A 15,880-nucleotide genomic window follows, 5' to 3' on the forward strand; every position below is an offset into this window, starting at 1 on the left:
CTCATTCAGATACGCTCCATCTTTGGCAGCCAGACGCGGATCAGCGAAAACAGGCGATCCAGATCGATGGGTTTGGCCAGGTAATCGTTGGAACCCGCCTGCAGACAACGTTCCTGATCGTCCTTCATGGCCTTGGCCGTGACGGCAATGATCGGCAGCTTGCGCCAGCGCGGATCCTTGCGGATCTCGATGGTCGCTTCAAAACCATCCATTTCAGGCATCATCACGTCCATCAGGACCAGATCGATGTCTTCCACCTCATTGAGCTTCGCAATCGCCTCCAGACCATTGCGGGCGATTTCCACCACCGCGCCTTTATGTTCAAGAGCACTGGTCAGGGCGAAGATGTTACGCACATCGTCGTCGACCACGAGGATCTTGCGCGCCTCGAAGACCTTGTCACGGCTACGCGCGGTCTTGAGCATCTTCTGCCGCTCGTTGGACAGCTGCGATTCGACCTTGTGCAGGAACAGCGTCACCTCATCGAGCAGCCGCTCAGGCGAGCGCGCGCCCTTGATGATGATCGAACGCGAATACTTCATCAGCTCGGCTTCTTCATCGCGGGTCATGTTGCGGCCGGTGTAAACGATCACTGGCGGGAAGGCACAAATGTCTTCCATCGACATGCGCTTGAGCAACTCGTTGCCGAGCATGTCCGGCAGTTTCAGGTCGATGATCATGCAGTCGTAGACGTGATCGCGCAGCAGGTCCAGCGCCTCCTGGGCGAAGCCTACCGCAGTGATTTCAATATCATCGTCACCGATCAGGCGCGCGATGCTGTCACGCTGCAGCGCGTCGTCCTCGACCAGCAGGATACGTTTGACCTTCTGCGTCAGCTTGGCTTCCAGCTTGGCGAACACGTCCTTGAGTTCTTCGCGCGTGGTCGGCTTGACCGCGTAGCCAATGGCGCCCATATGCAAGGCGGCTTCCTGGCGATCCTCGACTGAAATCACGTGCACGGGAATGTGCCGGGTAGGCGCCAGCTCCTTGAGACGCTGCAGCACGGTGAGGCCCGAGTGGTCCGGCAGGCGCATGTCCAGCAGGATCGCATCCGGCGTATAGCGCGACGCCAGATTGAAGCCATCGTCGGCAGCATGCGCTACCAGACAGTCGTAGCCCAGTTCGTGGGCCAGATCGTAGAGAATCTGGGCGAATCGAACTTCATCTTCGATCACCAGAATGCAGCGCCGCTGGAAAGGCGCCTTGTCACGATCGTCGGCAAATACCGGCACCGGCGTATCCATCGGCGCGGGTACCGGGACCGGCTGTGGCATGACCGCAAGCGTCGGAACAGGTGGCTGTAGTGCAGGAGGCGCCGACACGATCGGCAAATCGCTGCCCGGCTCGCGACCGTCTTGCTCGACGTAATGCTCCGGCAGCACCAGGCTGAAAATACTGCCCTGCCCCGGTGCGCTGGTCACGCTGATCGATCCACCCAGCAATGCCGCCAGATCACGCGAAATCGACAGCCCCAGCCCGGTGCCGCCATAACGCCGGTTGGTGGTGCCATCTGCCTGACGGAACGCTTCGAAAATACCCTGTTGATGCTCCTCGGCAATACCGATGCCCGAGTCACGCACGATGAACGCGATACCCGCGCCCGGCTGACGCGAGACGACCATGCTGACCGAGCCGGCTTCCGTGAACTTGATCGCGTTGGACAGCAGGTTCTTGAGGATCTGCTCAAGACGCTGGCGATCCGTGAACAGCATGGTAGGCGCACCGGCCTGGATATCGACGGTAAACGCGAGTTTCTTCTCGGCAGCCAGCGGCTGGAAGAGCGTGCGCAGACCTTCGACCAGTCGGGGAACACTGCTGTTTTCCGGGCGCACTTCCAGTTTGCCGGCCTCGACCTTGGAAATATCCAGAATGTCGTTGATCAGATTCAGCAGGTCATTACCCGCTGAGTAAATCGACTCGGCAAACTTGACCTGTTCGGCGGTGAGGTTTTCACCCGGGTTCTCGGCCAGCAGTTTGGCGAGGATCAGTGAGCTGTTGAGCGGCGTGCGCAGCTCATGGGACATGTTGGCGAGGAACTCGGACTTGTATTTGCTGGCGCGCTGCAGCTCGTCTGCCCGCGCCTGCAACTCGGCCTGGGCAATATTCAGTTCTTCGTTGTTCCGATCCAGCGCATCGCGCTGATCGGCCAACGCCTGACTCTGGTCGGCCAACTGCTCGTTGGTCTGTTCCAGCTCGGCCTGCTGGGTCTCCAGATGGGCCTGGGATTCCTTGAGGATGCGCGACTGCTCCTCCAGCTCTTCATTGGCGGTGCGCAGTTCTTCCTGCTGCACCTGCAGCTCTTCATTGAGCTGCTGGGTCTCGGCCAGCACCTCCTGTAGACGCTGGCGATAGCGGGCGGCTTCGATGGACGTGCCGATGTTGTCCGCCACCAGCTCAAGAAACTCGGTATCCCGCTCGGTCAGGGCGCGCAGAAAGCCCAGTTCGATCACGCCATTGACCTGATCGTCATTGCTGGTCGGCACCACCACTACGCTGCGTGGCGAGCCGTCGCCAAGGCCGGAAGCAACCTTGAAGTAATTGTCCGGCAGTTCATCCAGCGTAATGATGCGGTCCTGCAGGGCGGCCTGCCCGACAATGCCTTCATCACTGTGAATGGTCTGATCCTGCTGCTCCTGTTCGCGAGAGAAGCCATACGAGGCGACCCGTGTCAGACCGCCGTGGTCCTGGCGAATGTAGACAGCCGCCACCGACGCGCCCAGGTATTGGGTCAAAAACTTGAGGATATTGCGGCCCAGCATGTTCAGCGTCAGTTGCCCAAGAACCTGCTCGGCCAGATCGCTCTGGCCATTGCGCAGCCAGGCCACCTTCTGCAGGCGCTCTGCATTGATTTCCTGGAGCCTGAGGTTTTCGCTGTACGTATTGGACAGCGACAGCAGATCCCTGCGGCCGATATAGGCCAGAATTCCGCTGACGATCACTACGAATATCAGATAAAGAGTGACGGAAAGAATGGTACTGCGGGTGACTTCCGCATTACGGTTCAGGCGCAGTTGCTGCTCCATTTCCACGGCCTGATCATATTCGGTGCGGATCTGGTCGGTGATGCGCTTGCCACGTCCGGCCAGCACCGGCGTCTGATAATCGCCGTTGTTGCGCCGTAACGTGATCATCTCCTGGGCGAACGCATTCCACTCCTGCTGCAGCGTGGACAGACGTCTGAACCGGTCCAGTTGCGTGGGATTGTCGTCTACCAGCTTCTCCAGGCCCTGCAGCTCGGCAAGCAAGAGCGGCTTGGCGACCTCATAGGGGTCGAGAAAATGCTGATCACCCGTCAACAGATAACCGCGCATGCCGGTTTCCATGTCTATCGACAATTTCATTGAGCGGTTGGTGTTGTTGATCACCCGATCAGTGTGCTCGACCCACTGAATTGCAGTGAGCAGATAACTGATCAGCAGAATGAAGAAAACTGCGCTCAGTACACCGACACCCAATGGCAAGCCAACGTTACGCCCCAGCAATTTTCGAAAGCGTTGTTCATCGACAACAGACGTCCGATTCATGAAATATCCCTGACGAGTGGATCAAAACCGTAGAGTTTGCCGCAAACCTACGAAAAACACTCTTATTTCCGACATAGAGGATTGAAATTTCACACATAAATGGGCGATAAGCTCACGCCTGTATTCATTAATGACGCCAACCCGTGAACCCTCCTCTCGATTTACGGTATTTGTGCCTCGATTGAACTTCCACCCGGTTTTTATTTACTGATACTGGGACTGTATCAACAGCGGACAGGCCCTCGCTCGGTTACCCTGAGTTCAAGGGAAAGGATTCTCGACATTCCACATTGTCTGCGCCATTGCCATTTTCAGGTTTAAGGAGTCAACCATGCCCGACACAGCCCGCACCATTCTCGTGGTCGAAGACGACGCCATTGTGCGCATGCTGATTGTCGACGTGCTCGAAGAGCTGGAATACAAGGTACTGGAAGCCGAGGACGCTACGTCGGCACTGACCTTTGTTGCAGACGATTCCAATCACATCGACCTGTTGATGACTGACCAGGGGTTGCCTGATATGAAAGGCACCGCACTGGCCAAAAAGGTCATCGAATATCGCCCGCAATTGCCGGTGTTGTTCGCCAGCGGTTATTCCGAAAATATCGACGTGCCGCCAGGCATGCACTCGATCGGCAAGCCTTTCTCCATCGACCAGTTGCGTGACAAGGTAAAAAGCATTCTTGGAAACAGCCTTGACTGACATCGACGCTGCCTTCAACGGCACTGAAAAGCCTCTCAGCACCCGCCTACTGATCATCGGCTACGTGTGGCCCGAACCACGCTCTTCGGCCGCCAGCGGGCACATGATGCAACTGATTCAATGCTTTCTGGAGCAGAACTGGCAGATCACGTTTGCCAGCCCTGCCACCGAAGGCGAACACCGCGCCGATCTGCTCAGCCTGGGCATCCGCGAAGTGCACATCGCGCTCAACGACAGCAGTTTTGACGCGTTCGTCAGCGAATTGCAGCCCGACGTCGTGCTCTTCGATCAGTTCATGATCGAGGAACAGTTCGGCTGGCGCGTCGAGCAGCAATGCCCTGACGCGCTGCGGATTCTGGAGACCTCGGATTTCCAGAGCCTGCGCCATGCCCGTCATCAGTTGTTGAAGGACTCGCTGAACAGCGATTGCGCCGAGGTTGCGGCGGGCAGTTGCGACGTTTCAACGCCGCACCTTTTCCGGCAGATCGCCTCCAGTGACCTGGCGCAGCGCGAAATCGCTTCGTTGTATCGCTGCGACCTCAGCCTGATGACATCCGATGTCGAAATTTCGCTGTTGAGCGGCCCTTTCGGTCTGCCCGCCGCGCTGCTGCACTGGTGCCCGTTGATGATCGACGGCGTTCCCGACAGCTTCCGGCCTTTTGCGCAGCGCGCGCACTTCCTCAGCATCGGCAACTTTCGCCATGCGCCCAACTGGGACGCGGTGCTGTGGATGAAAACAGCTATCTGGCCGCTGATCCGCCAGCAACTGCCTGACGCTCAGTTGTACATCTACGGCGCCTATACGCCACCCAAGGCTGCGGCGCTGCACAATGCCTCGCAGGGTTTTCATGTGAAGCACTGGGCCGAGGATGCCCTGGAGGTCATGTCCAATGCACGGGTGTGCCTGGCGCCATTGCGTTTCGGGGCTGGCATCAAAGGCAAGCTGATGGACGCGATGCTCTGCGGAACGCCGTCAGTCACCACCCCGATGGGTGCGGAAGCCATGAGCGGCGGGCTGCCGTGGCCCGGCATCATTGCCGATAACCCCACCGACATCGCTGACGCTGCGGTCAGGCTTTATCAAGACCAGAACCTCTGGCTTGAAGCGCAACAAGCGGGCCAGGCGTTACTGCAGACGCGCTTTCAGCATCGCCAGCACTGTGCGAGCCTGATCGAGCGCATCGAGACCCTTCGCAATGGACTGGCGGAGCATCGCCTGGCGAACTTCACCGGCGCCATGCTGCGGCATCATCACCACAAGAGCACCAAATACATGGCGCAGTGGATCGAAGCGAAGAACCGCAACAAGGATGAAAAACCGGCTTAAGCAGGTTTGCGTAACAGATAGGTATCCATGATCCACCCCTTGCGCTCGCGTGCCTCGCTGCGCAGCCGCTTGATCTGCTCGCAGACATCATCAAGCCTGCCCGCCACCAGTATCTCGTCCGGCGTGCCCAGGTACGCGCCCCAATAGATATCCAGCCCCTGCCCGACATAGCGCTCGAATGTGCAGTGTGCGTCGAGCATCACCACGACATTGCCGGGCGGCTCCAGTGGAGCTGTCGCCATACGTCGGCCGGTGGTGATATGAATTGACTCGCCGATACGATTGAGCGGAATACGGTGCCGCGCGACCAGGCTCTGGACGCTGGTGATGCCGGGAATCACCTGATACTCGAAGGCTTCCTTGCCCCGCGCCAGGACCTGGTCGAGGATGCGCATCGTGCTGTCGTAGAGCGACGGATCGCCCCAGACCAGAAACGCGCCGACCTGATCCACGCCAAGTTCATCGGTCAATAACCGCTCGAACAGTACCGCGCGCTGTTCGTGCCACCCTTCAATGCCGCGCTCGTAGGCATGCGGATCATCTTCACGCCGAGGATCCTGGACTTGCACCAGACGGTAGCGTTCATGAGTGATATAGCGCTGACAGAGCTCTTTGCGCAGCCTCAGCAACTGATCGTCGACGTAGCCCTTGTCGAGGATAAAGATCACCGCTACACGGTTCAGTGCCGCAACGGCCTGCAGGGTGATCTGCTCGGGATCACCGGCCCCCATACCGATCAGCAGGATCTGTTTCATCGGTCAACGCCTCCACTATGCAGAGGCCTGATCGTAGGCGATTTTTGCCAACGACCGGGCATTGAACTGAAAAATCAGGCACATTACTCTTTTGGCAACAGATGAACATGACATCGCCAATGAATAAAACAACAAGAATCGCAGACCCTTCCTACGAATTGATGGACGACCACAACGGTCTGTCGATCATCTATCGCGAACATGGTTTCCCCTGCCCGCTGGTACGCTGGCACTTCCACAAGGAATATGAGCTGCACCTGATTGTCGCCAGCTCCGGCAAGGTATTTGTCGGCGACTACATCGGCAATTTCAATCCTGCCAGCCTGTTCCTCACCGGCCCCAACCTGCCGCATAACTGGATCAGCCAGATCGACGACGGCGAAGAGGTGCCCAAGCGCGACATGCTGGTCAACTTTACCGATGAGCTGCTGGAAAGCGGCAATCAGGTGTTTGCCGAACTCAAGACCCTGACGCCGTTATTGGAGCGCGCCCGCTACGGCATCGAGTTTCGCTGCAAACGCACGATTCGTCAGGCCATGAAGCAGATGCAGAAGATCGCCGACTCGCGAGGCATTACTCGTCTGGGCCACTTTTTCATCCTGCTCGAGCTGCTGGCCGCCAGCGACGACTACCAGTTGCTGTCAGGCACGGCGGTTGCGCACACGGCGGACGAGCACAGCGTGGATCGCACCAACCGGGCGGTGGATTATATCTTCGCCCACTATGGCCGCGAGCTGCCGCTGGAGGAAGTCGCCGAGTATCTGGGCATGAAGCCGACCTATTTTTCCCGGGTGTTCAAACAGGCTACGGGGCGCAGCTTCGTGGAGTTCGTCAATCGGCTGCGTATCAGCAAATCGTGCGAACTGCTCGCCGACGGCAAAAAGCCGGTCACCGATGTGTGCTTCGAGTCCGGATTCAACAATATTTCCAACTTCAATCGGCGCTTTCAGCAACTCAAGGGCATGACCCCGTCGCACTACCGCCGCCTCGCCGTTCAGCGTCTGACCGAACAAAACCTGTACTGATTCGCCCTGCTCTCACCCTCATCGTCTACGCTGGAGTTGCGCCGAAGCCGCCCTATGGGCGATTCGGCGCTGTTGCCTTTTGCTACCCGAGTGCAAAAAAGTATCAGTCAGAGTGCGGCGCAGGATTTGTCTTTCAGACCGAACGCCGGTGTAATCAATGCACATCTTCCTCACCTCCGGAAGAGAAAAAAACAATAACCATCCTTCTACAGTCCTCTGGGCGTGGAAGAGGAGTGATCAATGAAGAACTCAGCAAAACTTCTGCTCGCCAGTTCCGTCCTCAGCACCTGTTTCGTGTTCAGTGGCAGTGCCACAGCGGGGACCGTGACCATCGCCACGGTCAACAACAGTGACATGATTCGCATGCAACGCCTCTCCAAGACCTTCGAAGAAAAGCACCCCGACATCAAGCTCAACTGGGTCGTGCTGGAAGAGAACGTCCTGCGTCAACGCCTGACCACCGACATCGCCACCAAGGGTGGCCAGTTCGACGTGCTGACCATCGGCATGTACGAAGCCTCACTCTGGGGTCAGAAAGGCTGGTTGCAGGAAATGAAAGACCTGCCTGCCAGTTACGCGCTGGACGATGTATTCCCTTCCGTGCGTGACGGCCTGTCGGTGGACGGCAAACTGTTCGCCCTGCCGTTCTACGCTGAAGCATCGATCACTTACTATCGCACCGACCTGTTCAAGGCCGCCGGCCTGACTATGCCCGAGCGCCCTACCTGGACCCAGATCGCCGAGTTCGCCGGCAAACTGACCGACAAGTCCAAGGAGCAGTACGGCCTCTGCCTGCGCGGAAAGGCTGGCTGGGGCGAGAACATGGCGCTGATCACTACGCTGGCCAACGCCTATGGCGGACGCTGGTTCGATGAGAAGTGGACGCCACAGTTCGATCAGCCAGAGTGGAAGAATGCGCTGAATTACTACGTCAACACAATGAAGCAGTCCGGCCCGCCGGGCGCCTCCAGCAACGGCTTCAACGAGAACCTTGCGCTGTTCAACAGCGGCAAGTGCGCCATCTGGGTCGACGCCAGCGTTGCCGGTTCGTTCGTGACCGACAAGAAGCAGAGCAAAGTGGCCGACAGCGTCGGCTTCACCTACGCCCCGCACGAAGTGACCGACAAGGGCTCATCGTGGCTGTACTCGTGGTCGCTGGCGATCCCGACCAGCGCCAAGAACACCAAGGACGCTGCCGAGTTCACCCAGTGGGCCACCTCGAAGGAGTACGCCAAACTGGTTGCCGATACCGACGGTGTGTCCAACGTGCCGCCTGGCACTCGCGCCTCGACCTACACCGACGAGTACAAAAAGGCAGCACCGTTTGCCAATGTCACGCTTGAGTCGCTGAAGAAGGCCGATCCCAAGTTGCCAACGCTCAAACCCGTGCCTTACGTCGGCATTCAACTGGTCACCATTCCCGAGTTCCAGGCCATCGGCACCAGCGTCGGCCAGCAGTTCTCCGCAGCTCTCATAGGTCAGGCCACTGTGGATCAGGCCTTGCAGAATGCGCAAACCGCTACCACGCGCGACATGAAACGAGCGGGTTACCCGAAAAAGTAACCGTCACGCACCAGGGCGAAAGCCGATGCTTTCGCCCTGCCGCTCAACTGCGCAACAACTCTGGTGCAATCCGGTTCGGAGCTCCCCATGAATACCTCAGCCTCCCTTGAACGCACGGACCTGTCCGGCGAACAGCAACCGCTCAAAAGCCGTCGATTCAAGCCGGGCTGGTTTCTGGTCAGTCCTTCGGTGGCGCTTCTGCTGGTGTGGATGATCGTGCCGCTGGGCATGACCATTTACTTCTCGCTGATCCGCTACAACCTGCTGTCCCCTGGCGAAAACGAATTCGTCGGCCTGGAAAACTTCCAGTATTTCGTGACCGACAGCGGCTTTTTGCCGGGTGCCGGCAATACCTTACTGCTGGTCGGCAGTGTGCTGGCGATCAGTGTGATCTTCGGCGTGCTGATTTCCGCGCTGCTGGAAGCCAGCGAGTTTTTCGGTCGCGGCATCGTTCGCGTACTGCTTATCTCGCCGTTCTTCATCATGCCCACGGTCAGCGCGCTGATCTGGAAAAACCTGATCTTTCATCCGGTGTCCGGCGTACTCGCAGCGGTGTGGAAGTTCTTCGGCGCCGAACCGATTGACTGGTTCGCCCATTACCCGATGCTGTCGATCATCATCATTGTGTCGTGGCAGTGGCTGCCCTTCGCGATTCTGATCCTGATGACCGCCATGCAGTCACTCGATCAGGAGCAGAAAGAAGCGGCGCGGCTGGACGGCGCAGGTCCACTGGCGATCTTCTGGCACCTGACCCTGCCGCATCTGGCGCGTCCGATTGCCGTGGTGGTGATGATCGAAACGATCTTCCTGCTCTCGGTATTCGCTGAAATCTTCACCACCACCAACGGCGGGCCGGGCTTTGCCTCGACCAACCTGGCGTACCTGATCTACATACAGGCGCTGCTGCAGTTCGACGTCGGCATGGCCTCGGCGGGCGGGCTGATTGCCGTGGTCATAGCCAACATCGCGGCGATCATCCTGATCCGGATGATCGGCAAAAACCTCACCGACAAGTCATGAGGACCTTGCCATGATGACCCTCAAACAATCACGCCGTCTGCAAAGCCTGCTGCTCGGGGCCCTGTCCTGGATCATCGCTGCGCTGGTGTTCTTTCCGATCTTCTGGATGGTCCTGACCAGCTTCAAGACCGAGATCGATGCGTTCGCGACACCGCCACAGCTGTTCTTTACCCCGACGCTGGAAAATTACCTGCACATCCAGGAGCGCAGCGATTACTTCCACTTTGCCTGGAACTCGGTACTGATTTCCTTCAGCGCCACGGTGCTGGCGATGCTGATTGCGATCCCTGCGGCGTATTCCATGGCGTTTTTCGAGACCAAGCGCACCAAAGGCACCCTGCTGTGGATGCTCTCGACCAAGATGCTGCCGCCGGTGGGCGTGCTGATGCCGATCTATCTGCTGGCCAAGACCTTTGGCCTGCTCGATTCGCGACTGGCGCTGATCATCATCTATACGCTGATCAACCTGCCGATCGTGGTCTGGATGATTTACACCTACTTCAAGGATATCCCCGGCGAGATCCTCGAGGCCTCCCGGCTGGACGGGGCCAGCACCCGCCAGGAGATCTTTCGCGTGCTGATGCCGATCTGCAAGGGCGGCCTGGCTTCCACCGCACTGCTGTCGCTGATCCTCTGCTGGAACGAAGCATTCTGGTCGCTGAACCTCACCTCGTCCGCCGCTGCGCCGTTGACTGCCTTGATCGCGTCCTATTCCAGCCCCGAAGGGTTGTTCTGGGCCAAGCTGTCGGCGGTATCCACTCTGGCCTGTGCGCCCATTCTGATTTTCGGCTGGATCAGTCAGAAACAACTGGTTCGCGGCCTGTCGTTCGGCGCTGTCAAATAGCCCGGCCCAAAGAACAAGAAGGAATCCAACATGGCTAACCTGAGCATCCGCAATCTGCAAAAAGGCTTTGACGGTCACCAGATCATCAAGGGTATCGACCTGGATGTGAAAGACCGCGAGTTCGTGGTCTTCGTGGGGCCTTCGGGCTGCGGCAAATCCACCCTGCTGCGGCTGATCGCCGGGCTTGAGGAAGTGACGTCGGGCACTATCGAGCTCGATGGCCGGGACATCACTCAGGTCACTCCGGCCAAGCGCGACCTGGCCATGGTGTTCCAGACCTATGCGCTGTATCCGCACATGACCGTTGGCAAGAACCTGTCGTTTGCGCTGGACCTGGCGGGCGGTGACAAGGCCGAGATCAAGAAGAAGGTCGATGAAGCCGCACGCATTCTGGAGCTCGGACCGCTGCTGGAGCGCAAGCCTAAACAGCTGTCCGGCGGGCAACGCCAGCGTGTCGCGATTGGCCGGGCCATTGTGCGCAACCCGAAGATTTTCCTGTTCGACGAGCCGCTGTCCAACCTCGACGCTGCGCTGCGCGTGCAGACCCGCCTGGAATTGTCGCGCCTGCACAAGGAGCTGCAGGCCACCATGATCTACGTGACCCACGATCAGGTGGAAGCCATGACCCTGGCCGACAAGGTTGTCGTGCTCAATGGCGGCAAGGTCGAACAGGTCGGCTCGCCGCTCGAGCTGTACCACCATCCGGCCAACCTGTTCGTTGCCGGCTTTCTCGGCACGCCGAAAATGGGCTTCCTCAAGGGCAGGATCAGCCGGGTGGACAGCACCAGCTGCGAAGTCGAGCTGGATGCCGGAACGCGCATCAGCCTGCCGGTCAATGGCGCAGGACAGAACGTCGGTGCCGCAGTGACGCTGGGCATCCGCCCGGAACACCTGAACCTTGCCCAAGGGGACGATTGCCAGCTGCAGGTGATTGCCGACGTCAGCGAACGTCTTGGCAGTGACACATACTGTCACGTGCGCACCCGTTCGGGCGAGGCGCTGACCATGCGTATTCGAGGTGACCTGGCCAGCCAGTACGGCGAGACGCTGAACCTGCATCTCGACAGTGCCCAATGCCACCTGTTCGACGCTCAAGGTCTGGTGATCGCCAAAGCCTTGCAGACTGCCGCAGCCTGAGTTCCGGAGAGCCCTTCATGAAACTGAACAAAAACAATCTGTCCCGACTGGGCGCCGACATTGCCCTGCCCGCCTACACCGTCGACAGCACTCGCCAGGGCATTGCCCACATTGGCGTCGGCGGCTTCCACCGGGCGCATCAGGCGTTTTACACCGATGCGCTGATGAACAGCGGCGAAGGCTTTGAATGGAGTATCTGCGGCGTGGGCCTGCGCCCCGAAGACAAGGCCGTGCGCGATGCACTGGCACAACAGGACTACCTGTACACGCTCTATGAACTGGGTGACACACCCGATACCCAAACCCGCATCATTGCCTCGATCAGCGGCATGCTCCTGGCCGATGACAGCCCGCAGGCGCTGATCGACAAACTGGCCAGCCCGGACATCCGCATCGTCTCGCTGACGATCACCGAAGGCGGTTACTGCATCGACGACAGCAACGGTCAGTTCATGGCCCACCTGCCGCAGATCCAGCACGATCTGGCTAATCCGGATCAGCCAAAGACGGTATTCGGCTTCCTCTGCGCAGCGCTGGCTCAGCGCCGGGCGCAAGGCACACCGGCCTTTACCCTGATGTCCTGCGATAACCTGCCACACAACGGCGCAGTCACTCGCAAGGCACTGCTGGCATTTGCCACGTTGCGCGATGCCGACCTGCACGACTGGATCAAGGAAAACGTCAGCTTCCCCAATGCGATGGTGGATCGCATCACGCCGATGACCAGCGCAGCTCACCGACTGCAACTGGCGGACGACAAGCACATCGACGACGCCTGGCCGGTGGTCTGCGAACCGTTCGTGCAGTGGGTGCTGGAAGACAAGTTCGTCAATGGTCGCCCGTCGTGGGAAAAAGTCGGTGTGCAGTTCACCGACGACGTGACCCCTTATGAAGAGATGAAGATCAAACTGCTCAACGGCAGTCATCTTGCGCTGACCTATCTGGGCTTCCTCAAGGGTTATCGTTTTGTGCACGAGACCATGAATGACCCGCAATTTGTGAGCTATATCCGCGCCTACATGGACCTGGACGTCACCCCGCAACTGGCGTCGGTGCCAGGCATCGACCTGGAAGGTTACAAGGACACCCTGATCGAGCGCTTCTCCAATCAGGCGATTGCCGATCAGCTGGAACGGGTCTGCTCGGACGGATCGTCGAAATTTCCCAAGTTCACCATTCCGACGATCAATCGCCTGATCGTCGATCAGGGTAATCTCGCACGCGCCTCACTGGTGGTCGCCGCGTGGGCGTTGTATCTGAAAGGTGTCGACGAAAACGGCACGACCTACACAATTCCTGACCCGCGAGCCGAGTTCTGCCAGGCGCTGGTGGCTGATGACGCACTCATTACAGACCGTTTGTTGGCGGTAGAAGAAATCTTCGGCTCGGCCATTCCGCAATCCGCAGCCTTCGTGGCGGCCTTCAAGCAGAACCTCGATGATCTCCGCACACTGGGTGTGAGTGGCACACTGGAAAAGCTTTTGGCCGCCAGGGCCTGAGGGAATTCCCATGTTTCTTGGAATCGATTGCGGGACCCAGGGCACCAAGGTGCTGGTGCTCGATACCGAAAGCGGCAACGTGCTGGGCGAAGGCTCGGCGCCGCACAGCCTGATCAGCGACCATAACGGCCGCCGTGAACAGGACGTGCAGCAATGGCTGGACGCGCTGCAACAAGCGACGCGCGAGGCATTGGCAGCGTCGGGCGTTTCCGGCCAGCAGATTCAGGGCATCGGAGTCTCGGGCCAGCAACATGGCCTGGTGCTGCTTGATGCTCAGGGCGAGGTACTGCGCCCGGCCAAGCTGTGGTGTGACACCGAGTCGGCACCGGAAAACCAGCGCCTGCTGGACTACCTGGGTGGCGCGCAGGGCTCGCTGCAACGCCTTGGCCTGGTCATCGCCCCAGGCTATACCGTGTCAAAACTGTTGTGGACCAAGGAGCAATACCCGCAGCTGTTCGAGCGGATCGATAAGGTGCTGCTACCCCACGACTACCTCAACTACTGGCTGACCGGTCGCTGTTGCACCGAGTTTGGCGACGCATCGGGCACCGGTTACTTCAACGTGCGCACTCGCGAATGGGACCTGCCATTGCTCGCGCACATTGACCCGGCCGGTCGTCTGGGCAAGGCACTTCCACAGCTGTTGCAAGCGCACGAATCGGTGGGCGCACTGCGTCCCGAGGTCGCTGGACTGCTGGGCCTGAACCCTGACGCGCTGGTCTCCAGTGGCGGCGGCGACAACATGATGGGCGCGATCGGCACAGGCAATATCCAGCCAGGGCTGATTACCATGAGCCTGGGCTCTTCGGGCACGGTGTATGCCTACGCCGATGAGGCGCGGGTCAGCGAGCATGAGTCGGTCGCGACCTTCTGCTCATCCTCCGGCGGCTGGCTGCCGCTGATCTGCACCATGAACCTGACCAACGCGACGACTGCCATTCGCGAGTTGTTTGCCCTCGACATCGCCGGCTTCAACCAGGCAGTCGCCCAGGCTCCGATTGGCGCCGAAGGCGTACTGATGCTGCCCTTTCTGAACGGCGAACGCGTACCCGCCCTGCCCGACGCTACAGGCAGCATCGTCGGGCTGGACAGCACCAATCTGACCCAGGCCAACCTCGCCCGTGCCGTAGTCGAAGGCACGACCTTCGGCCTTCGCTACGGGCTGGACCTGCTGCGCGATAGCGGTATCAAAAGCGAAAAGATCCGTCTGATCGGCGGTGGCTCCAAAAGTGCCGTGTGGCGGCAGATCGTGGCCGACATCATGAACACACCGGTGATCTGCACCGACCACTCTGAAGCCGCTGCACTGGGCGCTGCCATTCAGGCGGCCTGGTGCTGGTCGCGCGCCAACGGCAAGACTGAGGACCTGCAGCAACTCTGCGAACGCTGCGTGAGTCTCGATCAAAGCAGTGAGACCCACCCTGTGGTGCATAATGTGGCCGCCTATCAGCAGGTCTATCAGCGCTATCAGGCGCAATTGCGCAAGGTTTGAAGCGTTTTTTCATGGAGCACTTATGTTTCTGGTTTGTGGCGAAGCACTGTTCGATATTTTCACCCGCGCGGATGACAGCGGTTCCCTGAACAGGTTGGGGTTTGATGCGATTGCCGGCGGCTCTCCGTTCAACGTTGCGATCGGTTTGCGCCGTCTGGGTGTGGAAGCAGGCTTCCTTGCCGGGCTGTCCACCGATTACCTGGGCCGCCGTCTGCGTGCTGTGCTGGAAAAGGAAACGGTCAATACCGATCACCTGATCGAATTCGACGCGCCCACCACACTGGCCATGGTCGCCGTGGGCAGCGATGGTTCGCCGACTTACAGCTTCCGGGGCGAAGGCTGCGCGGACCGTCAGTTGCGCCTGGAGCACCTACCGGAACTCGGCGGAAAGGTACGCGGCATTCACGTCGGCTCGTTTTCACTGGTGGTGCAGCCGATTGCCGACACACTGTTGGCGCTGGTCGCCCGTGAAAGCAGCGCACGCCTGATCTCGCTGGACCCCAACGTGCGCCTCAACCCGGCACCGGACATTCAGCGCTGGCGCAGCCAGGTCGCAGCGTTCGCCGAGCATGCGCACCTGATCAAGGTCAGCGACGAAGACCTGCACCTGTTGTACCCGGACAGCGACCCACAAAAGATCGCCGAAGGCTGGCTCGGCAAACGTACCCAACTGGTCATCGTCACCCGCGGCACGCAAGGCGCCAGCGTCTTCACCCGCCAGCACGGCACCTGGTCGGTGCCCGCAAAAACCGTGGTCACCGCCGATACCGTCGGAGCCGGGGATACTTTTCAGGCGGCGCTGCTGACTTTCCTCAGCGAACGCCAGCTCGATACGCCACAAGGCCTGTCGACGCTGTCACGGGAAACACTGGACGAAATGCTGAATTTTGCCGTCGGCGCAGCCGCGCTGACCTGCACAAAGGTCGGCCCGGATCTGCCGTATCGGCATCAGTTGGGGCGAGAGGCTTAAACACTACCTCCATACACCCGC

The 15,880-nt window shown here is 59.4% G+C and carries 12 protein-coding genes; 10 read left to right on the top strand and 2 right to left on the bottom strand.

All coding sequences use genetic code 11. The annotated features are described in order from the left end of the window. Positions 1–5: 5 nt before the first annotated feature. On the bottom strand, positions 6–3,524 hold the full coding sequence (locus JOE33_RS02015) for a response regulator (RefSeq protein WP_187625890.1): 3,519 nt from the start codon (positions 3,522–3,524) through the stop codon (positions 6–8). Between the two features lie 331 nt (positions 3,525–3,855). On the opposite strand from JOE33_RS02015, the gene JOE33_RS02020 reads away from it, so the two are divergent. Continuing rightward, a complete protein-coding gene (locus tag JOE33_RS02020; RefSeq protein WP_010433803.1) occupies positions 3,856–4,227 on the top strand; it encodes a response regulator in 372 nt (123 codons plus the stop codon). Then, positions 4,220–5,554 (top strand): glycosyltransferase family 4 protein, encoded by a 1,335-nt coding sequence (locus tag JOE33_RS02025; RefSeq protein ID WP_187625889.1) that lies wholly within the window; start codon positions 4,220–4,222, stop codon positions 5,552–5,554. Before JOE33_RS02020 ends, JOE33_RS02025 begins: the two co-directional genes overlap by 8 nt. Here JOE33_RS02025 and cobF read toward each other — a convergent pair. After that, positions 5,551–6,309, bottom strand: coding sequence for a precorrin-6A synthase (deacetylating) (cobF, locus tag JOE33_RS02030; RefSeq protein ID WP_010433798.1), 759 nt, complete (start codon positions 6,307–6,309; stop codon positions 5,551–5,553). The genes JOE33_RS02025 and cobF overlap by 4 nt on opposite strands. A gap of 119 nt (positions 6,310–6,428) precedes the next feature. Here cobF and JOE33_RS02035 point away from each other — a divergent pair, with 119 nt between their 5' ends. From JOE33_RS02035 to JOE33_RS02070, 8 genes are all read left to right on the top strand, one after another. After that, positions 6,429–7,334 (top strand): AraC family transcriptional regulator, encoded by a 906-nt coding sequence (locus tag JOE33_RS02035; RefSeq protein ID WP_010433795.1) that lies wholly within the window; start codon positions 6,429–6,431, stop codon positions 7,332–7,334. 240 nt (positions 7,335–7,574) lie between these two features. After that, positions 7,575–8,897, top strand: a complete 1,323-nt coding sequence (locus JOE33_RS02040) for a sugar ABC transporter substrate-binding protein (RefSeq protein WP_010433791.1) — start codon at positions 7,575–7,577, stop codon at positions 8,895–8,897. An 87-nt stretch (positions 8,898–8,984) separates the two neighbouring features. Then, entirely contained in the window at positions 8,985–9,917 is a 933-nt protein-coding gene (locus JOE33_RS02045; RefSeq protein WP_187625888.1) for a sugar ABC transporter permease, read from the top strand. Between the two features lie 10 nt (positions 9,918–9,927). Beyond that, positions 9,928–10,761 (top strand): carbohydrate ABC transporter permease, encoded by an 834-nt coding sequence (locus tag JOE33_RS02050; protein WP_003369336.1) that lies wholly within the window; start codon positions 9,928–9,930, stop codon positions 10,759–10,761. A 30-nt stretch (positions 10,762–10,791) separates the two neighbouring features. Beyond that, positions 10,792–11,898 (top strand): sn-glycerol-3-phosphate ABC transporter ATP-binding protein UgpC, encoded by a 1,107-nt coding sequence (gene ugpC / locus JOE33_RS02055; protein ID WP_187625887.1) that lies wholly within the window; start codon positions 10,792–10,794, stop codon positions 11,896–11,898. A 17-nt stretch (positions 11,899–11,915) separates the two neighbouring features. Continuing rightward, positions 11,916–13,397, top strand: coding sequence for a mannitol dehydrogenase family protein (locus JOE33_RS02060; RefSeq protein WP_187625886.1), 1,482 nt, complete (start codon positions 11,916–11,918; stop codon positions 13,395–13,397). 10 nt (positions 13,398–13,407) lie between these two features. Beyond that, positions 13,408–14,889, top strand: coding sequence for a xylulokinase (xylB, locus tag JOE33_RS02065; protein ID WP_096103013.1), 1,482 nt, complete (start codon positions 13,408–13,410; stop codon positions 14,887–14,889). Positions 14,890–14,911: 22 nt separating this feature from the next. Then, positions 14,912–15,859 (top strand): carbohydrate kinase, encoded by a 948-nt coding sequence (locus JOE33_RS02070; protein WP_010433774.1) that lies wholly within the window; start codon positions 14,912–14,914, stop codon positions 15,857–15,859. Positions 15,860–15,880 lie beyond the last annotated feature (21 nt).

The sequence above is a fragment of the Pseudomonas sp. PvP027 genome, assembly GCF_017833005.1.
GTDB lineage: Bacteria > Pseudomonadota > Gammaproteobacteria > Pseudomonadales > Pseudomonadaceae > Aquipseudomonas > Aquipseudomonas congelans.